The organism is Nonomuraea sp. NPDC002799 (genome assembly GCF_053592075.1).
This window is the reverse complement of record NZ_JBSFVA010000034.1, coordinates 1-25,950: the sequence shown is the minus strand read 5'-3', so window position 1 is coordinate 25,950 and position 25,950 is coordinate 1. Positions and strand designations below refer to the sequence as shown.

The window sequence follows — 25,950 nt, the reverse complement described above, 5'->3', positions numbered from 1 at the left end:
GCTTCCCTTCCCTGCGGTCTAGGGTCTGTCCGTAAATCGGTCACGGCTGGGTGCTTCCAGGAAACGCCCCTATACTTCGACGGGTTCCCAGGTGGCAATTGCTTGGTAATGAAACCCTTTCCATCCAGCAAGGGGCGGGTTGTCGCCATGCTCGACCGCACTCGTGCCCATAAGGTCAGGGCCGAAAAGGCACGGGGCGAGGCGGCGGCGTGAGCGAAACCATTCTTGCGGATCCCACGATCACGACCCCACCCAAAAGGGCGAGATTCGCCCTTGTATGGGTGGGTTCGGCCATTTCCACGGTGGGCACGAGGACTCTCGGCATCGCCTACCCGCTGCTGGCGTTGACGCAGACCGATTCGCCGACCGCGGCCGGGTGGGCCGGATTCGCGTTGACGCTTCCCATCCTGGTCTTCTACGTGCCCGGCGGGCTGCTCGTCGACCGGATGTCGCCACGTTCGATCATCGTCTGGGCGGAGTTCGGCCGGATGCTGAGCGTGGCGTCCGTGCTGGCGATGTTGCCGTTCGGCGGCCCGACGCTCCCGCACATCATCGGGGCGGCGGCGGCGGAGGGCGCGTTGTGGGTGCTCTACACGCTGGCGGAGGCGGCGCTGCTGCCGTCGGTGGTCCAGCCGATCATGATGGAGCGGGCGCTGGCCAAGAGCGAGGCCGCGGGCCATCTCGCCTCGATCGCCGGCCGGCCGCTCGGCGGGTATCTCTTCGGGGCGGGGCGCTACATCCCTTTTGTTCTCAACACGGTGTTGTTCGCCCTCTCGTGCAGCCTCTTCGCCGGCTGGCCCCGCGAGACCGAGCGGCGACCCGCCGGCCCATCGCTGCTGGGTAACCTGGCCGCCGGCTTTCAGGAGCTCAAGAGCCAGAGCTTTCTCGGCGGCTCGATCATGCTGACCACCTTCACCAATCTGATGGTCAACGCGCTCATCATGATCTTCGTCGCCGGGTCGGGCGGCATGCCCTCGCTCGACATCGGGCTGGTCCTCGCGGTGGGCGGCCTGGGCGGGGCGATCGGCTCCGCGGTGGCCTACCGCTGGCCGCGCGTCCGCTACGTGTTGCAGTTGCACATGTGGATCTGGGTCGCCGGCCTGTCCGTGGCGGCCGTGGGCGCGACACTCGGATGGCGCTCCTACACCTTCGCCGCGGCGCTGTTCATCACCGGCATCGGCGGGGGATGGAGCAACGTGGCCATCCGGTCGGTGGAGGTTCACTGCGTCAAACCCGGGACGCTGGCCAGGGTCGTGGGCGTCTCGCGGCTGTCGTCGCACGGCGCGCTCTGCGTCGCGGCGCCGCTGGGCGGGCTGCTGGTCGCGGCGGGCGACGTCGAAGGCGCCACGCGCGCGCTGTGCGCCATGATGCTGGTCGTGGCCGTGGTGGTGTCGATCTGGAAGCCCCTGCGCACCAGGCTGACCCCTTTCCTGCCGTTGCCCGACATGCCGTCCCGTTAACCGGACGTGACGTCGGCCAGCTCACGCGCGGACTCCGCCAGGTGATCCGGCAGGGCGGGGGCCTCGGCCTCGATCGCCCGCCTGGCCAGGTCCACCGCCTCGGTGGTCTTGCCCGCCATCTGCTCGACCTTGGCGGCGTACAACAGCAGCGGTCCGTGGTCCTTCGGCTCCGTCAGCGCCTCGGCCAGCGCCTCCGCCATCTCCTTCTGTGCCTCCTTGAGGCTGTCGGTCTGTGCGAGCGCGAGCGCGTGCGCGGCCTTGGCGAACGGCCACCGCAGCGGCCTGGCCCGGTTGAGGTCGCGGAGCGCGGCGCGGGCCTCGCCCATGCCGGCCAGGATCTGGCCCCGGCTGAGCAGGGCGTCGGTGTTGTCGCCCTCTCTGTCGAGCACGCCGTTGAGCACGCCCAGCGCCGCGTCCAGGTGCCCGCCGTGCCAGAGCGCCCAGGCCAGCTCCGTCTGGATGGTGAGATCGGCGGGCACGCGGACCATCGCGGCGTGCAGCTCGCGTACGGCCTTGGCGGGGAAGCCCTGCGCCAGCCGCAGGCGCCCGATGGCCGTGAGCAGCGGCCCGACGGCGGCCACCGCGCCCGCGGTCTCGAAGCTCTTGGCGGCGGTGCTGTAGCGCGAGATGGCCTGGTTGAGGTCGCCTTCCTCATAAGCGATGTTGCCGAGCAGCGACTCGACCTGCGCGCGGAGGCGGAGGTCGTTCTCCTCCGACCAGTCCAGCGCCTTCTCGCCGAGCCGGGCCGCCAGCAGCAGGTCGCCCTCCCACAGGGCGCTCTCCGCCTCGCGCAGGTACTCGGCGGGCTCCATCTCGGGCGCGGCCGGCTCGGGTCGCCGGTCGTCCTGTCCGAGGGGGTGCAGGAGCCGGTCGTAGGCCAGCTCGTACAGGCTCTTTCCCAGGCTCTGGTCGGCCCGCAGGAGGTGCCGCTTCACCAGCAGGGCGACCACGCTCTTGCCGACGCCGGCCATTTTGATCGCGTTCTGCCGGACGGACTGCCGGTGCCCGGCCTGGCTCGGGAACGTCAGGCGCAACCACGTCCGCAACCGGTCGTCGTCACCGTCGAACCGCTCGTCGGCGATCTGCCTGATCTCCCTGTCGTAGTGCTCGGACAAGGTCTTGTCCGCGTGGTTGAGCACCTGCCCCTTCGCGATCTCGGCGGTCGCCGGCGGCAGGGAGCTCCACAGCGCCTCGCAGACGACCTGGAGCTGGACCGGCTCCACGCCCTGCCCCTGCCGCAGGGTGTCGGCGCGGGCCCGGACCTTGATGAGGTCGCGCACCAGATGTTCGGCCACGCCGTCGGCGAACGCGCGCCCGGTGCCCTCCAGCGGCCGGACCATCGCGTCCAGGGCGTTGCCGAAGGTCAGCGCCTCCAGCGGGAAGCGCTGCACGGACGGCGTGCGCTCGTCGTCGGCGTCGGCGAGCTCCCGCTCGTACGGGCGCAGATCCGTCAGCCGGTCGGCCCGGATCGACAACAACAACCGCAGCCTGGGTAAGGTGCGCAGCGCCTCGGCGAGCTGCCCGAAGAACCAGTCGCGGTAGAGCTGGTGCCGCCGGCCGGCGGCGAAGAGCTCCTCGACCTGGTCCACGGCCATCAACGTGAGCGTCGGATCGCCATAGGCGTCGCGCTTGACCGGCCGGGACCGCAGGAACGCGGGGATCGTCATGCCCGCGAGCCTGGTGGGCGGCGCCAGCGGGGACCATGACATCAGCAGGGCCAGGACGTACGGGTTGTGGGGCGGCAGCGCGGCCTGCGGAAAGGTGGAGGCGTAGGAGACACGGCCGAGGGGAAGCACGTCGGCGCCGCCGAGGCCGGGCAGCGGCATGATCCCCGCCCGGATGAGCGAGGTCTTGCCGATGCCGGAGGCGCCGTACAGGACGGTCAGTCGTTGTCCCTGCCACAATCGGTGTACTTCATGGGACTCCTCGTCACGGCCGTAGAATCTGTGGCGGTCCTCGGCGCGAAAGACGCGTAAGCCCGGGTACGGTCCGGGCGTCGTCTGCTGTGCGTTCGTGCCGGAAGTCGCCATGTCGATCCCATCCGCAGCCGCGTCTCACCGCACATATCCTCCGTGCCGGTCAACGAGGCCGATATCTTCGCACGCGCCGCGTGGTTAGCACATCCTCCACGGGGATAAGGTGCTCTGCGGGCGCGCCGAGGCGCGCCCGATTTCCCCCCTGCCGGTGAGAGATGGGGGAATGACTGCTAGATCGAATTCGAGAAAGTCGCCATCTGTTCCTTGTCGTCGCCCAGGCAGGACACCACTGCGGCTCGCAGAGCCGCACTGTCCATTTCCTGGATCTTGCGTAGGGTGAGGTTGGTGACGTCGATCAATGCGCTGGATCCGTACTGCCCATCTTGCATGTGCGTTCCCTCTGTTTCGGCCAGCCGAATATCCACATGGCTTACAGGCGCTCCATGGGCGTGCTCATCGTCGTGCCCGACCAAGATCGCGCAGAATTCTTCTTATGATTCTGTGATAAGCGTCTCGACTAATCAACCTCTAGGATGGGCGTACGATTAGCGAATCTCTTACGGGTGTTGCAGCGGAGGGGCGACGTGGCGGAAAATTCGCACTCCATACCAGCGCAGGGGCCGAAGGTCTGGGAAAGGGTCCCCAAGCGTAATTCGAACTTCACCGGCCGTGCCGATCTGTTGACCGCGCTCAGGAAGAGCATCAACACCGTCACCGCCGTCGTGGCCCAGCCGTGGGCGCTGCAAGGTCTCGGCGGTGTGGGCAAGACGCAGCTCGCCGTCGAATACGCCTGGCAATACCGGGCCCACTACGACCTGGTGTGGTGGATCTCCGCCGACCAGGCGATGCTCGTGCCGTCGTCGCTGGCCGGGATGGCGACCGCGCTCGGCCTGCCGTCCGCGACCACCACGGGCGTCGAGCAGGCGGCGCAGTCGGTGTTGCGCACGCTGCAGAGCGGGGTGCCCTACCGGAGCTGGCTGGTGATCTTCGACAACGCCGAGGATCCCGACTACATCAAGGACTTCATCCCCCGAGGGCCGGGTCACGTCCTCATCACCTCCCGCAACTCCCGCTGGAGCGACCACGAGGCCACCATCCAGGTCGACGTGTTCAAGCGCGAGGAGAGCATGGCCTTCCTGCGCAAGCGCCTGACCGGCGCGGTCAGCGAGGAGGAGGCCAACCGGATCGCCGAGGAGCTGGGCGACCTCCCGCTGGCGCTGGAGCAGGCCGCCGCCCTGCTGTCACGGACCCTGATGTCGGTGGACGAGTACATCGGCCTGCTGCGCAAGCAGACGAGCCGGGTGCTCAGCCTGGAGAAGGCGCCCACCTACCCGCAGTCCATGACGGCGGCCTGGCAGGTGTCGGTCTCACAGCTCGAAGACCGCATTCCCGAGGCCGTCGAGCTGTTACGGTGCTGCGCGTTCTTCGGCCCGGAGCCCATCCCGCGCGACGTGTTCCGCCGCGGCAACCGGTCGGTGGGCCCGCGCCTGGCGCCCATCCTGTCCGACATGATCCTGCTGACCAACGCGCTGAGCAATCTCGAACGCCTGGCGCTGGTCAAGGTCGAGCCGTCGACCCGCACCCTCCAGGTCCACCGCCTCAACCAGGCGCTGCTGCGCGACGAGACGCCCGAGAAGGACCGCCGCGAGCTGCGGCACGAGGTGCACCTGCTGCTGGCGGGCAGTGCGCCCAACGACCCCGACGACACGACCAAGTGGCCCAGCTTCGAGGAGCTGGCCGCGCACCTGGAGCCGTCGGGGCTGATCGAGTGCGATGATCCGGCCGTCCGCAAGTTCGCGCTCGACCTGGTGCGCTACCTCTACGTGCGCGGCAGCTTCAAGCCGGCGGAGGTCCTGCTGGACCAGTACATCGACAGATGGACCCAGATCAGCGGCCCCGATCACAAGGACGTGCTGGTCGCCCGGATCCACCTGGGCAACGTCTACCGGGCGCTGACCTTCTACGGCAAGGCCTACGACCTCGACTCCGAGACCCTGGAGATCATGGGCCAGTCGCTCGGCGCCGAGCGGCCGGAGACGTTGTGGGCGCGAAGCAGCTACGGCGCCACGCTCCGCGGGCGCGGCGAGTTCCTGCGCGCCCGGGAGGTCGACGAGGAGACCGTCGAGATCTACGAGCGGATCATCGGGGACAACAGCAGGGACGACATCAGAGTCCTGCGCGTGCTCAACAACCTGGGCATCACCTACTCCCTCACCAGCGAATACGGCAAGGCCCAGAAGACGCTGGAGGAAGTCCACCTCTACATGAGCAGCGCGGAGGGCCTGGGACGGCGCGTCCTGCTGCACTCGTGGAACAACCTGAGCCGGGCCGTGCGCCAGAACGGCCAGATCCACGTGGCCACCGACATGGCGGAGGAGGCCTACGCCTACGGCGTGGCACAACTCGGCGACGACAACCCCGCGACGCTGCTCGCGGCCAAGGACTTCGCGATCTCGCTGCGCAGGAGCGGCAAGGCGGCCGAGAGCCTGGAGCTCATGCGCGACACGCACGCCCGCCTGCACCGCCTCTACGGAGACAGCCACGCCGACACGATGTCGGCCGCGTTCGGCCTGTCCAACGCGCTGCGGGCCAACGGCGAATACGACGAGGCGCTGGAGATGGCGCAGCGGGCCCTCACCTGGTATCCAGAGGTGTTCGGCGAGAACCATCCGTTCACCCACGCGGGCCGGATGAACCTGGCGCTGCTCATCCGCCTGACCGGCGACCCCGCGGAGGCCCGGAAGATCGACGAGGAGGCCCTGAAGGGGCTCACGGACCGGGTCAGCCGCGATCACGACTACTCCGTGAGCTGCGCCATCAACCTGGCCAGCGACCTGGCCGCACTCGGCCTGCACGACGAGGCCCGCAGGCTCGGTGAGGAGAACCACCGGCGGATCCAGACCTACTTCAGCCGCGACCACTATCTCAGCATCGTGTGCGCGGCCAACCTCTGCGTCGACCTGCGGGCGGTGGGCGAGGACAAGGAGTACAAGCGGCTGCTCGCCGAGGTCACCCAGCAGTTCGACGTCAGCATGCGGCGCGACCATCCCGAATCGCTCGCGGTGCTGGCCGGCGAGCGGATCAACGTCGACTTCGACCCGCCGCCCATCTAAGCCCGGCGGAGGTCAGGTGTCGGCTCTGGTCCAGGCCGATCTGTGGTGCTCGGACTGCAGGCGGGCGCGGGCGGCGGCGGCGGGCGTCACCGGCTCGGCCCGCCAGCGGCGCAGCGTGTCGCGCAGCGTGGCGACGAAGTACGTGCCCGCCTCCGTCAGCCCGCCGCTGTCCAGGAGGGTGCCGGTGACCTGGTAGGCGGCCTCACGCCAGCGGGCGAACTCCACCTCGGCGTACGGGCCGTTCCCGGTCTCCTCGGTGTGCCGCCGCCAGAAGCCGGCGACGCCCGCGTGCGCGTACGCGCCGTGCAGCAGCCCGAACAGCGGCCGGGCGTCCGGCCGCCACGGTGCGTAGAAGCGGCGGCCGTCGTCGGGCCGGACCAGCTCCACCACGGCGCTCAGCGCGTTCAGCTTGGCGTGCTGGAGCTCGTGCGCCAGCGTCAGCGCCATGCCCATCCCGTCGGCCGGGTCGGACAGCGCGATGGTGCCGAACGTGTCGCGCGCGGAGGCGCTGCGCTGGTCGAGCGTCCGCCGGCGGATGGGCGTGAGCGCCAGGACCGCCGTGGCCACCTCGCCGCCCACGGTCCAGTGGCGGGCCTGGAGCACCCTCCACGCCGCACGCAGGCAGCCGGCCCACAGGCGCCGCCGCTCGTCCGTCAGGCGCTCGTCGGCGTCGTCCCCAGGCCAGCGACAGGGGTCGAGGTCGTCGATGGTGATGAGCGTCTCCGGCGCGACGGCGACGCGGTGCAGCACCTGCCAGCCCGGCGCGTCGCCCGAGACGTCCACCCGGTACGCCCGATCGCCGGCCCGCAGCTCCGCCCCGCCCGCCACCGGCTCGACCGACACCCGCACCCCGTCCGGCAGGCCGCCGGCCGGGGTGAGCAGGCCCAGTGAGGGCAACATCAGCGTGCCGCCCGCCGGCACCTCCAAGGTCAGGGCGCGGCCCGAGCGCACGGCCGCGGCCAGGGCCAGTGCCGCCAGCCGGCCGGGATCGCCGCCGGGCAGCGCCCGGCACGCACGCAGCGCCCACGCCCCGACCGCGGGGTGGCGGAGGCAGCGGCCGACCTCCTCGGGCCGGTCGGCCTCCATCTCCGACAACGCCTCGTAGGCACGCGTCACGAGCGCGGCGTCCGGGTGCCCGCCGCGCTCGGCCTGGTCCACGAGGAACCGGACGAGCAGGCGATGCTTGCTCTCCTGGGCCGCGCACAGCTCGCGTACGGCCTGCGCGCCGCCACCGCCGGTGGCCAGCATGGAGAAGGCGGTGCTGGAGATCCGGTGCGGCGCCGGACTCATCCCGGACCTCGCAGGCGAGCCATGTCACGCCGGCAGCGCGCGCCGATGTAGGAGATCAGCCGGTACAGGTCGGGACAGTAGACCGACGGCTCGGCGAATCCGGTGTCCGGATGGAAGCGGTGCGCGTACAGGCCGCCGCCGCAGGTCGAGACGATGTCGCAACGCCGGCAGACCGACGAGAGCGACAACTCGCCGAGTTGCCGCGCGACGATCGACGGATGCCGCAGCGCCTCGTCGAGGGAGTCCCTGAGCAGGTGCAGCCGGGTGCCGGGCGCGCCGTGGTAGGTGCTCTTGAGGATGTCCGACTGCTCGATGCCGCCGTCGGTCTCGATCACCACCATGCGCACCGGTGACAACCCCACGGTCTCCGCCCGCGAGGGGCTGCCCATCATCAGGCGCATGATCTCCCGGAACATCCGGATGTCGGTCTGCAGGACCGGGCTGTCGTACCAGCGGTCGAATATCGTGATCAGCCAGTCCGCGTACGGCGTCGCGGCCGAGCCCGGCACCCGGAAGGGCGGCGGCGACGCCCAGTTGCCGTGCGGCAGGAGGAAGTCCACGGCCGGCGGGTCGAACTCCAGCAGCGCCTCATAGGTGCGCAGCGGATCGTTGCGCACGTCCACCGTGCACAGGATCCCGCTGAACAGATGATGGTAGGGCCCCGTCGTGAGCCGCCGCAGCGACTCGCTGACCTGGGCATGGCTGCCCCGGCCGTCGGCGAAGCGGCGGTGCCGGTCGTGGGCCTCGGCGTAACCGTCCAGGCTCACGCCGACCCGGATCTCCAGTGACTCGAACAGCCGCAGGTACGCCTCGTCCAGCCGGACCGCGTTCGTCTGGATGTTGACGTTGACCCGGGTGCCGGTGGCGACGGCGCCGCGAATGCCGCGGACGATGCGGGAGATGAGCCCGGCGCCCGCCAGCAGCGGCTCGCCGCCGTGCAGGATGATGTCGATCTCGGGTAGATCGTGCTGGGCGGCGTGCTCCGCGATCCGCTCGATGGTGCGGTCGGCGACGGCGTCGGACATCCTGCGCGGCTGATCGCGCCAGCTCTGGTCCGCCATTTCGTAGACGTAGCAGTGGCGGCAGGCAAGATCGCAGCGGCTGTGCACTTTCAGGATGAACTGCTGGAAGGCGAGCGGTTCCCAACCGCCGGCCAGCAGCGCGTCGACGTCGAGGAATTCCGGGAACCCCCTGGTGAGCAGCGGTTCCGAATCAGGGCTTCCTAACAACGGCTACCTCTTATACGTCGTGCGCCCCCGACCTGCTCTCCCCTGGGAAGGGCGCTAGACCCCGTCCCTATGTCTCACGACTTCGATGACGAGTCAAGATTTTTGCCTATGGGAGCGGTTTTCTTCTTGGTAGTAGAGCAATTCCTCGAAGAACAGATACAGCTCGTCCATTTTGGCGATCACCGGCAGCCAGTCGTGCGTGCCGAGCCCGTCGCGTTCCAACGGCGACAGCAGGTGGGCGGTGGCCCGCAGCGCGCTCTGCGGGATCTCGATCGGCACGGTCTGCGCGGCGCCGTCGCGGAAGGCGCGGGCGAGCGGATGCCGTGGCCCGCGCACCCCGAGCGCCTCCAGCGCCAGCTCGGCGGGCTGCCTGGAGACGACGCCGCCGGCCAGCTCCGGAGCGGCCGGGTTGGCCAGCGCCACCAGCACGCGCAACTGCGGCGGCAGGTCGCGCAGCGCGCGCGGCTGCCGGTCCGACTCGTTGTGCCGCTGCCCGCGCGCCAGCAGCAGCAGCACCTCGAAGACCTCCTCGCGCAGCCCGCGCGTCACCTCGGCCACACAGCGCGCGGGCGCGCGGGCGGAGCCGGCCAGCCGGCGGCCGATGGCCTGCCGGACGAGGGCGAGCGGCTCGGCCAGCAGGAAGTCCACCAGCTCCTGGTAGGCGCCGTCGGGATCGCCCTGCTGCGCGCGGGCGTACCGGCTGACCGGGTCGGGGGAGCGCGGGTCGGTCCGCACGTCGCGGGCGAGCCGGTCGAGGTCGCGCCTGGACTCCAGGGTCGCGCGCGGGCGGCTCACCGGAGCCGAGCGCAGCCTGCGCCCGATGAGGAACGCGCCCGCGACCGTCCCCGCGGACACCGCGAAGAGCGCCGCCATCACCGGCGTCGAGCCGCTCAGCAGCGCCACGACCGCCAGAACGGCCGCCACGCCGACGAGCCCGGCCAGCCAGCCGAGCGCGGTGGACCGCTCGCGGACGACGTCGGCGCGGACCCGGCGGAACTCCTCCCAGTCGGCCGTGGCCCGCGCCGCCCTGGCCTGGGCGATGCGCTCCACCAGCTCCTCGCGGCGGGTCGGCCAGTCGGGGCGGGTCCGCTGCTTCTCGCGTTCGAGCCGCTCGGCCAGCTCCGCGAGGTCGCGCCGGAGCGCCGCCGCCTCGTTGAGCCGCTCGGCAGACAACTCCTCCAGGCTCGCCCGCATCTCGCGCAACGTCTCGTCCAGCACGCCCGGCTGCTCCGCCTGTACGGGCATGGCCGCCACCCGCGCCACGAGCCCGCGCAGCTCGCGCAAGAAGCCGGCCGAGTCGTCGGCCACCAGCACCTCGTGCGTCGCGCCGCGCAGCGTGGCCAGCACCGCCGGGCTCACGTAGCCCGTGACCAGGAGCGCCGTGAACGCCGAGCGGCTGCCGGACCCGATGAGCTGCACCGCGTTGGCCGCCTCGTCGTCGAAGAACACGGCTTCGGACAGCTTGATCACGGACCGGGGGCCGTGCTTGCCCGGCACCTGGAACGAGGTGATCCGGCCGTTCTCCTCGATCCGCGCGGGAGCCAGCCCGGCGCCGCGCAGCTCGGTCTCGACGAGCATCGCCAGGGTCGCGAGGCTGGGGGAGCGGCTGTCATGGGCCGAGGCGTCCGCGACGACCTCGGCGTCGACCGGCTTGCGGTCGGCGGCCTCGAAGCTCGCCCAGGCGAGCTGCAGGAGCAGGCGGATGTTGCCGCCGCTGTGCCGCAGCAGCTCCAGCAGGCCGTCCTCGGTGACCGGCCGGATGTCCTCTGAGGCAGCCTGGCCGGTGGTGATCGACTGGCCGGTGCTGGTGGGCTGGCCGGCGGTGGTGGCGGCCTGTCTTGGGGTTGAGGAGGGCTGGCGGGCGGCGCCGATGTAGACCGCCAGCACCTGTCTGGCCTCGTCGGGCGTGAGCGGCAGCAGATGGCAGGCGCCCGGGGCGATGCGCTGGCGCAGGTCAGGCGGCATGCCCAGCCAGCCGGCCTCGCTGGTCGCCAGGACGAGCAGCCCGCCCGCCTGCGGGACGGCCTCGACCAGGCCCTGCAGGAGGCCGACGTTCGCGGCCACCGGGTCGCCGTCCACGAGCAGGAACTTCTCGCACTGGTCCAGCACGATCACGAACGGCCGGCCGCCCCTGGTCACCAGCGTGGTCAGGAGCTGTAGCCCGTAGCGGCAGGTCAGCGGATCGCCGATCTGCTCGCTCACCCCGATGGCGCCGGCCGCGTCGGGGCTGATCGGCCGCCCGCACAACCAGTCGTAGGCGTCGCCGGAGTAGTCGGGCCTGATCAAGTAGTCCAGCGCCCGCTGGAACTGCGGCCAGTCGCCCGCCACCGCGGCGATCTCCTTGGCCTGCTCCTCCAGCACCTCTCCCTCTTCGACCAGGTCGAGCACCCCGAGGGGCTTCGTGCCGCGGAGGCGATCGTCACCGGGGGGCTCGTACGCGGCGCGGGCGCTCAGGTCGCCCTTGAGCGCGGCGCGATAACTCAGGCTCAGGTCGGCGAGCAGCCGCTGCGGGAGCTGGGAGACCAGCCGGCGGTAGGCGGCGACGAAATCGTCGTCCTGGAAGCGCAGGTAGAGCTGGACCGCTTGCGCGTTCACGGTGTTGACGCGGGCCATCATGTGCCGGGCCGCGTGCGTCTTGCCGATGCCGTGCGCGCCGTACAGGCAGCTCAGACCGCCGTCGCGGGGAAATTCGCGCAGGTACGCCTCGGCCAGGCGGAGGGCCCCGCGGACGCCGGGCAGGAGCGCGGTCGGGGTCTGCTGGACCCAGTCGTTCAGGAAGTCCGGCCGCGAGGTCTCCTCGGCGCTGGAGATGCCGCGGGCCGGAAAGGGATTGCGCGGGGGATAGGGGGGAATGTCAGCCATGGTTGCCTCCGGGCCCGTTCCATCTCTCGCCCTGCCAGATCTTGAGCCGCAGCCACCGCTCGTGGATGTGCAGGTCGTCCGTCGGCCACGGGTCGTCCTTGTCGTATTCGCTGAGGCGGAACTCCAGCAGCACCTCCAGGCGGCGCATGGCCTGGCCCACGGTGTACCTGCGCCCGCGGAACACGTTCGTGAGCGCCTCCTCGTGGAACGGGGAGGGCTGCCGGCCGTTCCACCGGCCCTTGGCGAGTTCGGTGATCTGCTCCGAGGTCAGGGTGCCCAGGTCCACGATCTGGCCGCGGGTGGAGAAGCGCTCGCGTTCGGCCGCGGTGAGCTGGATGGTGTTGGCGTGGTCGTAGGCGTCGACGGTGAACACCACGATGGTGCTCGTCCCCTCGAACACCTTGGTGGCCAGCGTGATGAGCTTCTTCGTCGGCACGCTTTCGTAGCGGATGCCGAAGGCGACGTTCGCGGTGGCGAAGGTGGCCGCGGCGAAACCGGCGATCTCCTGCAGGTCGTACTCGTTCATCCGGTTGGTCCTGGTGCGCCGGCCCAGCTCGGTGAAGCGGGTGCGGAGCTCGTCGGGGATCCTGATCGCGCACTCGTTCATCTTGTTGCGCAGGGACAGCAGCGTGGAGCAGACCTGCGCGTAGGCGTCCTGCGTCATGTCGTCGGGCTCGGCGCGGTGGATCACGAACGTGCCCCCGGGTTTCGTGGTCGCGTCCTGGTACAGGTGCATCAGGTGATTGGCCAGCGACGTCCGGCCGCTCCGGCCCACTCCGTTGATCAGGAACAGGGCCGGGCGCCCGTGGCCGGCCGCCTGCTCGATGGCCGCCTTGATGTCCGGCAGCCGGATGAACCCGGCCAGCTCCAGCAGCAGCTCGCGGTCGTCCTCCGAGGCGAGCGCATCGAGGGCGCGGCCGGCGTAGGGATTGCCGGACCGGAGTCCGTAGAGCTCATAGCGGGCGTCGTCGGCGAACCGCATCTCATCCGCCGATCATCGTCAGGTACGCGGGCAGCCGGCCCTCGGACGCCTCGAACGCCGAGCCGCCGAACAGCGGCGCCAGGAAACCGTGCCGGCCGTGATGGAGCGACGTCAGCTTCTGGATCTCCTCGGCACGGGCGCCGAAGCGCAACTGGAACCCCTTGATCGTGTCGGTGGCCAGCTTGTCCTGGTAGGCCAGCTCCAGCGCGATCAGCAGCGCCGGTTGCCGCGCCACGTGCGCGAACAGCTCAGGGCTCTGAATGCGCAGCACCACCAGGCGGACGACCAGGTCGGTGTGCAGGTCGTCGAGGCCCCGCGTGCCCTCGATGATGGCCTCCGTCACCCGCAGCAGGTTGAGCACGCGTTTGATCTTGCGTGGGTTCGGGACGACGATGCTCTCCAGCGTCTCGACGTGCCTGCTCGCCAGGTCGCCCAGGAGGGACCCGCGGATGAAGCCGCCCACCTCCGAGGCGCCGAGCGGGTAGAGATGCAGCGGAAGCTGAATGATCTTGTCGAGATAGTCGTCCGCGATGACCGCGTGGTCGGGAAAGCCGAAAGGCTGGTATTTCACCGAGACCCCGCGATCGACCACCTCTTTCGACAGCGCGATCAGCACGAAGACGTTCCTGAGATCGAGGAAGAGCTTGATGGATTCGAGCACGTCGATGATCTGGTCGGGCTCGCACCGGTCGAGGTCGTCGATGAAGAAGACGACTCTGCGGCCCTTGTCGGCCAGGCGGTCGGCCTCTTTCTGCAACAATTCGCGCAGGCGGCCGGTCTGGCTGTCCACCTGGCCGCGCATTTCGGCGTACTGGTGGGCCAGCTTGCCGATCTTCTCCACGCTCGCGCCGCCCAGGTTGATCCTTTTCAGGACCTCGTCGGCGGCCAGGTTGAGTATGATGTCGCCGAGCCTTTTCACGGTGTCGGCGAAGCGCTGGCCGGGCTCCTGATTGAGGGCGTTGTGCAGCGCGTTCAGCAGGGGGAGCAACATTTCGGGCTCGCGGCGGTGCACCCACGGATTGAAATGCACGCGGACGAACTCGTCGCCGTGCCGGTCGAGGAGCCGCTGGTCGACCATTCCGAGCAGGGATGATTTCCCGCTGCCCCAGGTGCCGTACACGCCGATCGTGAAGGGCGTCTGGGTGCGTGGATTGGTAATGACCGAAACGAGCGGGTCCACGTAACGCCGAAACTGCAGGAGATCTCCACGCCAATCCACCGGCGCGTCCGAGAGCATTGCGATGTCGGGCATCCTCTTCCTCCAGCAAGAGGATGCATCGTTACCGCCGCCTAAAACCATGGGTTATCGAACTGTGATGAGCCTGTGCCGCCTGATGACTACTTCTTGCGGCTCACCTTGGCGGGCGGCTCCTCGAAACGGGACCGTTGCGGCGGCGCGCCGCTGACGGTCTCCACGATCGTGGCCGCCACTTGGGACAGCTTGACGTTCTTGGCCTGGGACACGTGCCGGAGCACCTCGAACGCCTGCCGCGCGGTGCATCGCCGCTGCGCCATGACGATGCCCAGCGCCTGATCGATGATCGCCCGGGTGGCGAGCGCCTCCTTGAGCTGCACCGCCACCTCCCGCAGCCGGGCCGCGTGCAGCGCCGTACGGAACAGCACGCTGATGTGCTCGGCCGTCACGCGCGCGGCCACCTGGGTCTCCTCGCTGAACCCGCCGCCGCGCCCGGAGTAGAGGGTGAGCACCCCCAGCAGCAGGCCATCCGACTTCAGCGGCTCGGAGTACAGGCTCAGCATCCCGGACTCGGCGGAGAAGCGGCGCCAGCGCGGCTCGGCGGCCAGGTCGGTGACCGTCACCGGCTCACCGGAGTCGAGGACGTCGATGCACGGCCCCTGCCCGGCGGTCGCCTGCAGCTCGTCCAGCAACACGGCGCGTACGTCGGAGCTGGCGACGGTCCGCAGCCCCTCCTTGGCGAGCAGGCAGACGCTGATCATCGGTGAGTCGGGCATCGCCCGGACGGCGATGGTGACGCACTCGGCTAACGCCTGCTCGAACTCCTCGATGCGTATGGGCATGCTTGGCCGGTCCACCAGGTTCCCTCGCCTTGCTGCCGCCCTTTCGGTGGCTTCCTACGCTAGCCCTTCGGGAAGCCCGCTGGGAGCGGCGCGTCAGGAGACGTATGCGTCTATCTCGGCGAGGTAGGCGTCCTTGACGTGACGGGGCAACCAGGTGATCTCGAAGGCGTTCCGTTCGAGCTGGGCCACCTCCTGCCGGGTGAGCTGGAGCGCGTCCTGGAGGGCTTCGAGGTTCTCCTGCACGTAGGCGCCGAAATAGGCGGGGTCGTCGGAGTTGACCGTCACGCGCACGCCCAGGTCCATGAGCTTGCGGATGCCCTCGGCCTTCATCGACTCGGTGACGAAACCGTTGGAGATCGGGCAGCAGGTCAGCCCCATGCCCCGCTCCAGGACCACGTCCACCAGCCGCTGGTCCTCCAGGATGTTGACGCCGTGATCGATGCGGTTGACGCCGATGTCCTCGATGGCCTGGCGGATGTGCTCGATCGCGTTGTCCTGATCCACGTCGCAGTGCATGGTCAGGAGGTAGCCCTCCTGCCGGGCCCGCTCGTAGACCGCCGTGAACTTGCTCGGCGGATTGCCCCTTTCATCGGAATCGAGTCCGACGCCGGCGATCCACTCCCGGTAAGGCAGCGACTCCAGCAGCGTCGCCATCGCGTACTCGGCCTGGAAGTCGCGCAGGAAGCACATGATGAGCTGCGCCCGCACGCCGAGCTGGGTCTCGGCGTCCATCAGCGCCCGCCGCAGCCCGCGGATCACCACGTCGAACGGCACGCCGCGCGAGGTGTGCGCCTGCGGATCGAAGAAGATCTCGGCGTAGCGGACGTTCTGCTCGGCGGCCTTGCGCAGGTAGGCCATGGCCAGGTCATAGAAGTCGGGCTCGGTGCGCAACACCTGCATGCCCTCGTAGTAGATCTTGAGGAAGGACGAGAGGCTGTCGAAGGTATAGGCGGCCCTGACCTGCTCCACCGAGGAGTAGGGCAGCTCCAGGTTGTTGCGTCGGGCCAGCTCGAACGTGAGCTCCGGCTCCAGCGTGCCCTCGATGTGCAGATGCAGCTCGCATTTGGGCAGGCCCGCGATGTAGTCCTTCACACTCCCACTATAGAAAATGTACGCCCCCGCTGTTTCAGCAGGTGATCGCTCTGTTGTGGGTTCGCCGCGGTCAGAAGATGATCGCGAGTCCGACGGCGAAGAGCAGGCCGTACGCCATCTGCAGCTTGCCCGTCTGCTGGAGCACCGCGATCAGCGCCGGGCCCACCGCCCTGCCCAGCACGGTCCTGACCGGGGCGATCGCCAACGGCGCGGCGAGCAGCACCAGCGCGGCCCACGGCGTGACGGGGATCATCGCCAGCGCCACCACGAAGGGCACGACCTGGCAGGCGACGTACAGCGTACGGGTGCGCTCGGCTCCCAGCACGACCGCCAGCGTGCGCTTGCCGGCCTCACCGTCGGTGCCGACGTCGCGCAGATTGTTCACCACGAGCATGGAACACGACAGCAGTCCCACGGGGATGGAGGCAAGGAAGGCGGGCCAGCTCAGGTGCTCGGTCTGCACATACGCCGTGCCGACCACGGGCACGACCCCGAAGAACACGAACACCGCCAGCTCGCCCAGCCCGCGGTAACCGTACGGATGCCGGCCGCCCGTGTAGAACCAGGCCGCGGCGATCGCGGCCGCGCCCACCAGCAGAATCCACCACGCCTGCGTGACCACGACCAGGATCAGGCCCAGCACGGCCGCGAGCGCGAAACACGCCAGCGCGGCCGTCAGCACCTGCCGTGGCGTGGCCGTCCGCGAGCCCACCAGCCGCATCGGGCCGACCCGCTCGTCGTCAGTGCCGCGAATGCCGTCGCTGTAGTCATTGGCGTAGTTGACGCCGATCTGCAGCGACAGTGCGACGAACAGAGCCAGGATCGCCCGCCACCATACGAAGCCGCCTTCGCCGATCGCCACGCCGGTGCCCACCATGGCGGGGACGATGGCGTTGGGGAGCGTGCGCGGCCGGGCGCCGGCTATCCACTGGCCGGGGGTTGCCATGTCTCAAAACCTCTAGCTGATGTCCGTGGTGAGCCTGATCATTCGGATCGGGCGGCCCATGTCAAGTACACGTTCGGCCATGTCCTCGCCCCATCCGCCCGACTCCAGAAATCCAAGCACAGCGTGGTTGTCGGCGAACACCCAGGTGACGATCTGCCGGAAACCGTCGTCACGCAGGTGGTCGACGGTGGCGTTGAGCAGCCGGCTGCCGTGGCCGCGGCGGATGAAGTCGGGATCGACCAGCAGGGTCAGCATCTCGGCCACCACGCTGGGGTCGAGGTCGGGGTCCTCGGCAGGGGCATGGGAGGCCAGGCCCACGACGCGCTCGCCGCCACGGGGAGTGCTGAGTGCGGCGCTGCCGCCGGCGCCGAGGGCGGGGAAGCCTTCAGTGTCGAGAATGGTCTCCACCGCTACCAGCACCCGATGTCTGGGGGAGGGCGGAGCGACGATCGCCTCATCCCACTGGCGCAGCCACATCTTCTCGGCCGCCGCGCCGGTCATCTGATCGAGTGGGCCCTCGGGGAGGAAGTCCCGATAGCCGTAGCGCCAGGCGCGGATCTGAGTATTCGCCACCTGGAGCACATCCTCGCGCCGGGCCGCCCGGACGCCTACGTCTGCCATCTCGGCCCGCTCCTTCGCCTGCCGTTCGTGCCACAAGGCACGAGTTACACCGTATCGGTGTTTGACCCTTGGAGACGACGCGAACCCCGCTTCCTAGCCCGGTGTCGGTGCGGTTGCCGCATATACGTATGGAACACCATGAGCGGGAACGGTCATCGGCGAGTCGGTGAACACCTCTCGTCGATATGATCATGCATGGACGGCGGTGGCGAGCACGTTGGAGCGTGCTTTTGCCTGCTCATCTTGGGTGGTTGTGCCGGAAATCGGAGGTAGGCTCCGGCGGATTCGTCCTGGGCTCGACCCGCCGGCGCGCCAGCCCTCCCGGCACCCACACCGTCGCGCCCACGCCCCTGAACCCGTCCCCCACAGACCTTCGGCGCTTGGCTTCTTCGCGTGGTTTCTTCGGCTGGACGCCCGCGCTGCGCCTCCGCCTGGGACCTTCACCGGCCCTGCTCCATGGCCGTCCCCACAAGCCGGCTCAAGGCCCATGCGCCAACCGCGTAAGCCCTCATCTCCCCGATCGCGCACCAGACGCCGACCCACCCAGCGCGCGCATACTTGAAAGCCGTGACGCAGCCCCGCAGGATGGCAGAGGAGGTGTCACAACAATGGCGGACCTCACGATCCCAGAGGGCGGCTTCTGGCCGGCGCCGGAGATCCCGCAGCCCAACATCTATCCCATGGAATGGCGAGTGGAGACAGAGAAACTCGCCGCCATCTACGAAAAGTCCAAACGCATGCTCTGGAACCCGGCCGACCTCCCCTGGGACGGCCTGAAGCCAGAGGACTTCACCCGGGAGCAGCGGCTGGGGATCATGTACTGGTTCGCGGTCCTGGCCAACTTCGACGCATCAGGACCGGCCGTCTTCGCCCGGGCCACCATCCAGGCTTTCGAGAAACACGAAGAGGACCCGGTCCGGAAGTGCTTCTTCTCCATCACCCGTGACGAGATGAACCACGAGGAGTGCTGCCAGCGCACCATCGCCAAACTCTGGCCCGGCGGCCCTCTCAACTGGACCCCTGCGGACGACCTCGAAGCCGCCGCCCACAACAACATCGGCTGGCTCTACCACAACGGCGGCCGCTACTGGACCGGCTACAGCACAGCCGTGGGCAGATACTCGCTCCCGGTGCTCTTCACCAGCTTCATGATGGGCGAGATGGCCGCCTCGACCCTGTTCAGGGGCATGGCCACGGGCACGCAGCATCCGGTCTTCACCGAGATGTTCCACCGCATCGGCCGCGACGAATCCCGCCATCTCCAGATTTGCATGACCATCCTGGAGAACGAATGGCCGGGCCTCACGGACGATACCCGCAGCCTGATCACCCGCCAGCTCAGAGCGGGCTTCGTCTTCCTCAGCATGATCCTCTGGGAGCCTCCGGAGGGCTTCTGGGATCTCCCGCCCTACTTCCTCCCCAACCACCGCGTCCTCATGGACCACGCCAGGCAGGCAGGACTGGGCGTTCTGTCGTACGAGGAACAGGCCGAGAACTGGCGGGTGGCCATGGCCAGGATCCGCGCCATAGTCGAACGCTGGGGCATAGCCTTCCCGGCCATCCCGGAGCTGGACCTGAAAGGCGTGAACGTGGACTTCATAGACCCGGAGGAGATCATCCCCGTCTTCTGAGAGCGTGTTAGAGAAGATCGTTCATGTTCGGCGTGGTGGCGTGACCGCGGGTGCTGGGCTCGTCAGGGTGGCCGGATGCCCCCTCATCGCCACTCCTCGACGGATCTCGAATGCCATTATCGCAGCGTCGTCGATGACCTTGCTGAGTCCCTTCCGGACGGAAGCATCACCTGGTGTCACGCCGCAAGCGCCAGTGATGTGGCCGTTGCGCTCGGAGGAGAACTCTCCAGTACTGCGCTGCGCTCGCTCTCGGAAGCCAGCGGGGAAGCGGGGCATCACGTTCGGCGGTCCGGCCATGGAAAGACGCTGATCGTTGGCGAGTTGGGCTCATGGTTCGTGATCGTGGAACCCGACGACTGGAATGGTGCTGAAGCCTTGCCCCGGCTCTCGGCCGCTGGTGAGGCGGTGTCCTTGTGGCTCGGGGACACGATGCGGCACTACGACCTGCACTACGCCCGGGACGGACAAGAGCTGTGCCGCTTCCGATGGGGCGCCGAGCCCGACGGTGACCCGTCCTCGCTCGTCGGCCTTCTCTCTGGGCTGTCATTGGCATCGGGGCCGCCTTCGTTCGAGGAGTGGAAGGTGCACGCCTTCATCCTGTTGGAGCGGATCAGCGGAGTGCGCCTGACGACGCAGTGGCTGTGCCGTGAGCACACACGATTCGTCCAGGGGCCTCACGCACGTGATGTGCCGCCTGATGATGCCGAGCTGTGGCCTTAGAACGAGCTCGAAGGGGCCATTTGCGTTGGATGTCAATCGCAGACAAAGCGCGGTTGTCGTCGGACGGGTCCTCCTCGAGCGAGGCGGGAGGCCATGCCGGCGATGGCAGCCCAGCGGATGATCGCCTCGGAGACGGCGGGGTCGCGTTCGTAGTCACGAGCCAATCGTCGGCAGGCGGTCAGCCAGGCCAGCGTCCTTTCCACCACCCAGCGGCGGGAGATGACGCTGAATCCTTGCTGATCCGCGGGCTTGCGCACGATCTCTACAGTGGTGCGCAGCGTGTCGCGGGCCCAGTCCATCAGCTGTCCCGCGAAGCCCTGGTCGGCGAAGACGTGCCGGATCGGGGTGGTCAGGCAGGCCGATAGCAGGGCGGTCTTGGCGCCGTCGCGGTCTTGCCGGCTCGCGGCCATGACGAGCAGACCGGTGGTGTCGGTGATGATGAACCGCTTGCGGCCATTGACCTTCTTGCCCGCGTCGTAGCGGCGGCTGTCGCAGCCCACGGTGTCGGCGCCCTTGACGCTCTGCGAGTCGATGATCCCTGCCGATGGCTCATCTTCGCGACTCGCCTGGCGGCGCAGCTCGGTCAGCAGCGCCTCGGTGACGCCGGCCTGTTCCCACTGTTGGAAGTACCAGTACACGGTCTGCCAGGGCGGCAGGTCGGTGGGTAGGTAGGTACCGCCAAGGGCTCCACGACACGCGCCTCCGCACCCTTGGGTCTCCGCAGCGTTGGACTCGTGCCTGGGGGTCTCCATAGCGTTCGCCTCGCGCTCATGGACCTCCGCAGTTCTCGCCACCGCACCCCGCTCGGAACAGCCACAGCCGCCATCGCGCGAGGCGGCCGTCCGACGTCGCCGATCTCCACCACGGACCGGAGGCCGAGAACATCGCTCCACCCGTCGACGAGCACAGACCGCCACCAGCGCAGAGAACGCAGCAGCGGTCTGCCCGTGCCGCCTCCCCTAAGAAGGCCACCGCTCCTTGGGCGAGACGAAACTCCCTCGGTGGGGCACGGTGTAGATCCACTCCTGCTCTCGGAGAAGCGCCATGGCCCGGCGTACGGTCTCACGCGCCGCGCCGTACTGTCGCACCATTGAGATCTCGCTCGGAATCGCGCGGCTCGGCGGCAGCTCACCGGACTGGATGCTCTGCCGGATCTCCTCGGCGATGACCCGATAGAGCGGTGTCAGGTGATAGGAAGGGTCGGCCTCATCGGGGCCGCTCACAAAAGTCCCCTTTCCCTGCCGGGTATGGATGAGGCCTTGGTTGCGCAACACGCGAATCGCCCGGCGGGCGGTCGTACGCGCCACGCGGAACTCCCGCTGGATCCCCGCCTCGCTGATCACGGGGTCGCCCGGGGAGAGTCCGCCGACGATGCGCGACTTGATGACCTCACTGATCTGAAGATAAAGGTGGGTATCACCCTCGCGATCCAGCACCCTTCAAGGGTATACAAGGGATCCGTCAAAGGGAGGGTGATTAGGAATCCCTATTCGTGGGCCACTTTTCTGGCTGATTCACATAAGTGCCCCTATAAGGGACGGTGAAGACCCAGCCTTGTTCCCTGAGATGCGCGACGGCCTGACGTACTGTCACCTTGGCGACGCCGTACTGCCGCATCATGACTTTCTCGCCGGAAATGGCCCTGTTCGGTGCGATCTCACCGCGTTGGATGCTGGCCGCGACCTCTTCGGCGATCTTCTGATAGAGCGGCAGGTTCCTGGGCGAGCGCGGCGTTCCGGGCTTGCCGACGAACGTGCCTTCGCCCTGAACGGTGTACGCCAGCCCCTGCTCGCGCAATTCCCTGGCCACGCGCCTGGCGGTGGTGCGCGCGATCTCGTAGTCCTTCTCCAGCGAGGCCTCGCTGGGAACTGGATCGCCTGCCTTGAGCTCTCCACGCGCGATCTGATCGCGAACCAGCTCGGCGACCTGCTTGTAGATAGGCACGGGCCCTTCGCGATCTAGCACGCTCGGATTATAGACGAAACCGTACATGCCTGCTCAAAGCAGACGCTCAACAGATCTATGGATACGTTCAGTAGACCAAGGCATACGATCGGGTTATAGTGAGGACATGAAGTGGGAGAAGGGCGACCGTCATGGCCGGCACGTACCCCTGCCGGGAGATGGCTTTGCTGACATCACCTGGACACCCGAGATTTCTCGAGGCGAAAGGGTCCGAGTAAGGGACTACACATGCGAGTGCATGCCGGTGGTATATGAGCTTTGCCAGGCAGGTGGTATCGCGTTCATTCGCAGGATGCACAGGAAGGACGGAAGGGTGGTAGTTCACGAATACACCACCAAACCCGACGTCAACGTCCAGAATATGTGGCGTCAAATGCTGAGCAGAGGGACGACCGCGCCGGCCGAGTAGTTGTAGCAAGGGGCGCCGAGGTGGGCGCTCAACGACAACCCAGCCGGTGGTTACCGAGTTCAGCCACGGTCCAGCGTGTGGTCGTCCCAGTTCAGCCACGGTCCAGCCTGCGGTTGTCCGAGTTCATCCGCCGAAGCACACCGGCCGGCCCACGGACGGTCAGCTCCCCGCTACGCCCCGGCGGCGGCTACTCGATGGTGTCCGCGACACCTTCACGAAGAACCTCAGTGCAGGCTCCCGCTTGCCTGCGACTTCAGCACCGCGACCGAGTTGCTCCGAAGGTCAAGAGACGACTTCCAGCGTCTGCGACGGTTCCGACAAGGCGCACACGGTCAGCCTGTTGCTCGCTGCCGGCTCTTCGCCGTTTCGCAGCGAGCCACCCGAGTCGATCCGGGGGCCGAACCCCTCCGCGACCTGCTATCGGTCCCTGGATCTCACCGTGAACGCTCAGATGACTCCGGCTCTCTTATCAGCCGCCGCCCAGGGAGCCGGGCCGCATGGCTTAGTGACGAGGGATAAGTAGGTGCTCACGAAGCCGTGGTCTACGGTGGCGCGGCATGGACGCCGCGCGCCGTTCAGTCGAACAGGCATTGGGCCGATGTCTGTCCGTTTCCCCAGCAGGTGTCATCCCAATGCACCACGCACCTGCTGGGCTTTTATACCCTCGCAAGCTTTTCCGCGCCAAGCTTGCGAGGGCCTCCGCATGCGAGCCGACTTTCCTCGCGCAGTGAGGATATCGGCTCGTCCGGGTTGAAGCGGCCACCGCCTGAACCCCTCGAGCAGCAACGATTCATATTCGAGGGCGAGTCGCGATGGCCGCAGGAACCAGTCTGGCGCTTGTCGAGCACCCCGCGCAACCCGTCGAGAGCGATGGCCAGACTTTTTGCAGACCGTCATCGGGTGCGAATGCTGCACACTGTACGAATTCCCCCATGCCCGGCGAGTGTGTCGACTCCTTTCCTAGACTATGTGAAAATTTGTCTGACAAGTCCGAGCAGCAGTCGAATCTGAGGACTAGTCCAAGTAATCGGCAGATATACCGACTCTCTGGTTGATGCCGTTCCCTCTGTCGGTTAGATGCAAGCTTCTTTCGTTTTGAGAAATGCGTCAGGGTAAACGCCTATTGCCGGAAGGTCAGCAGCACACGTACCGCTTCGCGGGAGGCGGGAGGCGGTGTGGATCTCGTGATCACGTTCCGCTTTCGGAGGCCCACCTCAGATACGTAGGCGGGTGCGGGAGTGAGGTTGGGCCGGGCGTCGGGCTTGGTCCTTGGCAGGCATAGGACCCGGTCTTCGGTGGGGTGGCGGGAGTGAGGTTGCGGCGGGGCCTGGCCTGGTCCTTGGCGGCGTCGGAATCCGGTCTTTGATGGGCGGGCGGGAGCGAGGTCCCGACGGGGGTGGGGCCTGGCCTGTTCCTTGACGAGTGTCGGAAACCGGCTTTTGGGGGCAGGCGGTGAGATGCCCACGGGGTGAGGGCCTGGCCTGGCCCTTGGCGGTGTCGGATGCGGCCTCTGCTGGGGTGGCGGGAGTAAGGTCCCGGCCGGTGTCGAACCCGGGTTATGGCGGGTGTGCAAGCTTGATCCACGGATGCGCGGCCCTTTGGCAGACGTGGGGCCGGTTCTTTGGCGGCCGTGGACCAGGGGTCAGTTCTCGGCGGCTGTGGACTCAGGCTGGGCCTCTTGGCGGGCGTGGCGTTGGTTGCACGGCAGCAAACGGGGCAGTGCCGGCGCGGCAGCCCGGCTTTGCACCGAGCCGCCAGCCGCCATGGTTGGTTACGGCTGTCCTGGACGAGGGTTCCGCTCGGGGAGAAGACTCTTACCTGACGTATGCCTGAAGTGCGCCGCAGTCGTCTTCGGTGAGTGTGCAACCATCGGAACCGACCCTTTAGCCGGCCGGTATGCCACTCGGATGATGGGAGCGGAACTTTCGGATCAATCAACCGGTCGGGCGATCCCCGGCTCGGGACTACCCGGCTCGACGAACACCATCAGGTTCGTCCCCGCCTCGGCGGCCCACGCGCCACAGCGATACGGATTCGGCTAGCGGTAACCAAATTCTCCAACACGCGGTAAATCGGCGGAGCGCGAAAGCGTGAAGGCCCTTAGCAGGGGGTCAATCTGGGCATGGCATACAATATGCTTAGATTGAGCACCCCTGCCGACGTGTGTGGATCGGGCTATCATTCACGCGCAGCGTGCCGCTGTCTCCTCAGAAGGCGCAGGCTGCCAAGAAAGCCAGTCGTGTTCTATTCGAGGTTGGCGCGGTACATGGAGCGATCCGAAATCCTTCGAATGCATCATATTGCGCCACGACAAGTGACGACAGGCTGGCGTCTATATCAGTCTATCCACGGCATTGTATTATCATGGCTATTCTAGGGGCGCTGCACTTCAGCACTACACGCGAGATAGTTCCGTTTGCTGGCGGGTGGGCTCTTAGCCGCAGCGATATCGGTTCACGTAGGGATCCGCCTCCAGGCCGTGTCCGTGATGATCAGGTGGTCGAGGAACCGCAACCCGACCGTCTCGGCGGCTTCGACCAATTGGGCCGTCGCCTCGAGATCGGCAAGGCTTGGATCGAGAGATCCGCCCGGGTGATTGTGGGCGAGACCGAACACCGCCCCGCCCATGGTGAGCACCTGCGTGATCACCTCTCTGATCGGCATCGCCGTATGGTCGGTCGCACCTTCCGTCAGAACCGAACGCTTCAGCACTCCGCCACGGACGTCGCACACCACCAGGACGAGTCGCTCCAGCGTGCGGTTGCGCAGCAGGGGAGCACAGTGGTCGGCCAGGTCCGAGGTGCTGGTGATCCGTTCGGGCTCAGGCCACGTCTCTGTGCGCCGGACAAGGTGGAAGGCCGCAGCCACCCTCGCGGCCTTGGCCGGGCCGACACCGGGAACCGTGAGTAACCGGTGCGGATCGGACTGTCCGAGTCCGTGGAGATCTCCGCAGTGGGCTATTACCTGGGCGGCCAGGTCCAGGGCGCTCGACCCGCGGAAACCCGAGCCGAGCAGGACAGCCAGCAGCTCTCTGTCCGCCAGAGCGCTCGCACCGCTGGACATGAGTCGTTCGCGTGGTCGATCACGCGTGGGCAGGTCTTTCACTCGCATCGGCACCCTCCGTAACTGTTGTATCAAGGCACACCGACAGACTCTGGCCTGCGCATTCACGGTGGACAGGCGATGTCCTCCTCATCGGTGTGTGTCCCATTAGTCGTGTGGTGGGGTTGCCGGACTCGGTGATGACGATGCACGCGAGCCCCCGCGCAAACGTCTGGGCCCGAGGCGCCGCTTTGATCGACGGTCTCCTACGGTGCAGCGGCGGCCCGTTCCCCACGTCATCAGGTGATCAGGTGATCACTGGCCGAGTCATGTCACGGGCCGCCCCAACGTTGCGCGATCCGCTCGCTCTCTCCGGGAGGCAGCCCGCCCTTGGCGAAGCCGCGCAGCTCGTGCTTCGGGCGGGTGGGCGGTGTGATCGGGAAATCGGCGGCGATGCTGGAATTGGATGATCGCGACTAGTACTCCAGCCGCACTTATCGATCTTTGAGGCGTTGACGCTGGTAGTGGCTTCGACGGGCGCGGGCCTGATGGCGCCGTCGCCAGTATGACCAGCG

The 25,950-nt window shown here is 67.9% G+C and carries 19 protein-coding genes; 4 read left to right on the top strand and 15 right to left on the bottom strand.

What is annotated here, in order from left to right; all coding sequences use genetic code 11:
* Positions 1 to 209: 209 nt before the first annotated feature.
* Positions 210 to 1,460, top strand: coding sequence for an MFS transporter (locus ACWD0F_RS40560; protein ID WP_449886368.1), 1,251 nt, complete (start codon positions 210 to 212; stop codon positions 1,458 to 1,460).
* Here ACWD0F_RS40560 and ACWD0F_RS40555 read toward each other — a convergent pair.
* Both ACWD0F_RS40555 and ACWD0F_RS40550 read right to left on the bottom strand, forming a co-directional pair.
* Positions 1,457 to 3,490, bottom strand: a complete 2,034-nt coding sequence (locus tag ACWD0F_RS40555; RefSeq protein WP_449886366.1) for an nSTAND1 domain-containing NTPase — start codon at positions 3,488 to 3,490, stop codon at positions 1,457 to 1,459. The two genes, ACWD0F_RS40560 and ACWD0F_RS40555, sit on opposite strands and share 4 nt — an antisense overlap.
* 176 nt (positions 3,491 to 3,666) lie before the next feature.
* Positions 3,667 to 3,861, bottom strand: coding sequence for a hypothetical protein (locus ACWD0F_RS40550; RefSeq protein WP_449886363.1), 195 nt, complete (start codon positions 3,859 to 3,861; stop codon positions 3,667 to 3,669).
* Between the two features lie 138 nt (positions 3,862 to 3,999).
* On the opposite strand from ACWD0F_RS40550, the gene fxsT reads away from it, so the two are divergent.
* Positions 4,000 to 6,549 carry an FxSxx-COOH system tetratricopeptide repeat protein gene (gene fxsT / locus ACWD0F_RS40545; RefSeq protein ID WP_449886360.1) on the top strand — a complete coding sequence of 850 codons (2,550 nt, stop codon included), beginning with the start codon at positions 4,000 to 4,002 and terminating at the stop codon, positions 6,547 to 6,549.
* A 12-nt stretch (positions 6,550 to 6,561) separates the two neighbouring features.
* On the opposite strand, the gene ACWD0F_RS40540 is transcribed toward fxsT, so the two are convergent.
* The 9 genes from ACWD0F_RS40540 to ACWD0F_RS40500 form a co-directional block, all read right to left on the bottom strand.
* Positions 6,562 to 7,839 carry an HEXXH motif domain-containing protein gene (locus tag ACWD0F_RS40540; RefSeq protein WP_449886357.1) on the bottom strand — a complete coding sequence of 426 codons (1,278 nt, stop codon included), beginning with the start codon at positions 7,837 to 7,839 and terminating at the stop codon, positions 6,562 to 6,564.
* Positions 7,836 to 9,068, bottom strand: coding sequence for an FxsB family cyclophane-forming radical SAM/SPASM peptide maturase (locus ACWD0F_RS40535; RefSeq protein WP_449886354.1), 1,233 nt, complete (start codon positions 9,066 to 9,068; stop codon positions 7,836 to 7,838). Before ACWD0F_RS40535 ends, ACWD0F_RS40540 begins: the two co-directional genes overlap by 4 nt.
* A gap of 93 nt (positions 9,069 to 9,161) precedes the next feature.
* The gene (locus ACWD0F_RS40530) at positions 9,162 to 11,930 is read right to left on the bottom strand and encodes a hypothetical protein (RefSeq protein WP_449886352.1); all 2,769 of its coding nucleotides are present in this window, start codon (positions 11,928 to 11,930) and stop codon (positions 9,162 to 9,164) included.
* The gene (locus ACWD0F_RS40525) at positions 11,923 to 12,912 is read right to left on the bottom strand and encodes a hypothetical protein (protein WP_449886349.1); all 990 of its coding nucleotides are present in this window, start codon (positions 12,910 to 12,912) and stop codon (positions 11,923 to 11,925) included. Before ACWD0F_RS40525 ends, ACWD0F_RS40530 begins: the two co-directional genes overlap by 8 nt.
* A gap of 1 nt (position 12,913) precedes the next feature.
* Positions 12,914 to 14,164, bottom strand: coding sequence for a KAP family P-loop NTPase fold protein (locus ACWD0F_RS40520; RefSeq protein WP_449886346.1), 1,251 nt, complete (start codon positions 14,162 to 14,164; stop codon positions 12,914 to 12,916).
* Positions 14,165 to 14,250: 86 nt separating this feature from the next.
* Complete coding sequence (locus ACWD0F_RS40515) at positions 14,251 to 14,949, bottom strand: GAF and ANTAR domain-containing protein (protein WP_449886343.1); 699 nt, start codon at positions 14,947 to 14,949, stop codon at positions 14,251 to 14,253.
* A gap of 93 nt (positions 14,950 to 15,042) precedes the next feature.
* Positions 15,043 to 16,041, bottom strand: a complete 999-nt coding sequence (locus ACWD0F_RS40510) for an adenosine deaminase (RefSeq protein ID WP_449886341.1) — start codon at positions 16,039 to 16,041, stop codon at positions 15,043 to 15,045.
* 70 nt (positions 16,042 to 16,111) lie between these two features.
* On the bottom strand, positions 16,112 to 16,987 hold the full coding sequence (locus ACWD0F_RS40505; RefSeq protein WP_449886338.1) for a 1,4-dihydroxy-2-naphthoate polyprenyltransferase: 876 nt from the start codon (positions 16,985 to 16,987) through the stop codon (positions 16,112 to 16,114).
* Between the two features lie 12 nt (positions 16,988 to 16,999).
* Positions 17,000 to 17,608: an N-acetyltransferase family protein gene (locus ACWD0F_RS40500; protein ID WP_449886335.1), complete on the bottom strand. Its 609-nt coding sequence runs from the start codon at positions 17,606 to 17,608 to the stop codon at positions 17,000 to 17,002.
* 608 nt (positions 17,609 to 18,216) lie between these two features.
* On the opposite strand from ACWD0F_RS40500, the gene ACWD0F_RS40495 reads away from it, so the two are divergent.
* Together ACWD0F_RS40495 and ACWD0F_RS40490 are read left to right on the top strand one after the other, a co-directional pair.
* Positions 18,217 to 19,239 carry a hypothetical protein gene (locus ACWD0F_RS40495; protein ID WP_449886332.1) on the top strand — a complete coding sequence of 341 codons (1,023 nt, stop codon included), beginning with the start codon at positions 18,217 to 18,219 and terminating at the stop codon, positions 19,237 to 19,239.
* Positions 19,240 to 19,314: 75 nt separating this feature from the next.
* Positions 19,315 to 19,959: a DUF6461 domain-containing protein gene (locus ACWD0F_RS40490; RefSeq protein WP_449886329.1), complete on the top strand. Its 645-nt coding sequence runs from the start codon at positions 19,315 to 19,317 to the stop codon at positions 19,957 to 19,959.
* A 32-nt stretch (positions 19,960 to 19,991) separates the two neighbouring features.
* Here the strand turns inward: ACWD0F_RS40490 and ACWD0F_RS40485 are convergent, their stop codons facing one another.
* The 4 genes from ACWD0F_RS40485 to ACWD0F_RS40470 all read right to left on the bottom strand — a co-directional run bounded on the left by ACWD0F_RS40485 (position 19,992) and on the right by ACWD0F_RS40470 (position 25,444).
* Entirely contained in the window at positions 19,992 to 20,711 is a 720-nt protein-coding gene (locus ACWD0F_RS40485) for an IS5 family transposase (RefSeq protein WP_449886326.1), read from the bottom strand.
* Positions 20,712 to 20,918: 207 nt separating this feature from the next.
* On the bottom strand, positions 20,919 to 21,395 hold the full coding sequence (locus ACWD0F_RS40480; RefSeq protein WP_449886323.1) for a GntR family transcriptional regulator: 477 nt from the start codon (positions 21,393 to 21,395) through the stop codon (positions 20,919 to 20,921).
* 40 nt (positions 21,396 to 21,435) lie between these two features.
* Positions 21,436 to 21,951 (bottom strand): GntR family transcriptional regulator, encoded by a 516-nt coding sequence (locus tag ACWD0F_RS40475; RefSeq protein WP_449886320.1) that lies wholly within the window; start codon positions 21,949 to 21,951, stop codon positions 21,436 to 21,438.
* Between the two features lie 2,836 nt (positions 21,952 to 24,787).
* Positions 24,788 to 25,444 carry a JAB domain-containing protein gene (locus ACWD0F_RS40470; protein ID WP_449886607.1) on the bottom strand — a complete coding sequence of 219 codons (657 nt, stop codon included), beginning with the start codon at positions 25,442 to 25,444 and terminating at the stop codon, positions 24,788 to 24,790.
* Positions 25,445 to 25,950: the final 506 nt, after the last annotated feature.

Coding starts and splice junctions, on each gene's coding strand:
- ACWD0F_RS40555 (WP_449886366.1), bottom strand. CDS start 3,490: ATGGCGACTTCCGGCACGAACGCACAGCAGACGACGCCCGGACCGTAC.
- ACWD0F_RS40540 (WP_449886357.1), bottom strand. CDS start 7,839: ATGAGTCCGGCGCCGCACCGGATCTCCAGCACCGCCTTCTCCATGCTG.
- ACWD0F_RS40530 (WP_449886352.1), bottom strand. CDS start 11,930: ATGGCTGACATTCCCCCCTATCCCCCGCGCAATCCCTTTCCGGCCCGC.
- ACWD0F_RS40525 (WP_449886349.1), bottom strand. CDS start 12,912: ATGCGGTTCGCCGACGACGCCCGCTATGAGCTCTACGGACTCCGGTCC.
- ACWD0F_RS40520 (WP_449886346.1), bottom strand. CDS start 14,164: ATGCCCGACATCGCAATGCTCTCGGACGCGCCGGTGGATTGGCGTGGA.
- ACWD0F_RS40515 (WP_449886343.1), bottom strand. CDS start 14,949: ATGCCCATACGCATCGAGGAGTTCGAGCAGGCGTTAGCCGAGTGCGTC.
- ACWD0F_RS40505 (WP_449886338.1), bottom strand. CDS start 16,987: ATGGCAACCCCCGGCCAGTGGATAGCCGGCGCCCGGCCGCGCACGCTC.
- ACWD0F_RS40500 (WP_449886335.1), bottom strand. CDS start 17,608: ATGGCAGACGTAGGCGTCCGGGCGGCCCGGCGCGAGGATGTGCTCCAG.
- ACWD0F_RS40495 (WP_449886332.1), top strand. CDS start 18,217: ATGGCGGACCTCACGATCCCAGAGGGCGGCTTCTGGCCGGCGCCGGAG.
- ACWD0F_RS40490 (WP_449886329.1), top strand. CDS start 19,315: ATGCCCCCTCATCGCCACTCCTCGACGGATCTCGAATGCCATTATCGC.
- ACWD0F_RS40485 (WP_449886326.1), bottom strand. CDS start 20,711: ATGGAGACCCCCAGGCACGAGTCCAACGCTGCGGAGACCCAAGGGTGC.
- ACWD0F_RS40475 (WP_449886320.1), bottom strand. CDS start 21,951: ATGTACGGTTTCGTCTATAATCCGAGCGTGCTAGATCGCGAAGGGCCC.
- ACWD0F_RS40470 (WP_449886607.1), bottom strand. CDS start 25,444: ATGCGAGTGAAAGACCTGCCCACGCGTGATCGACCACGCGAACGACTC.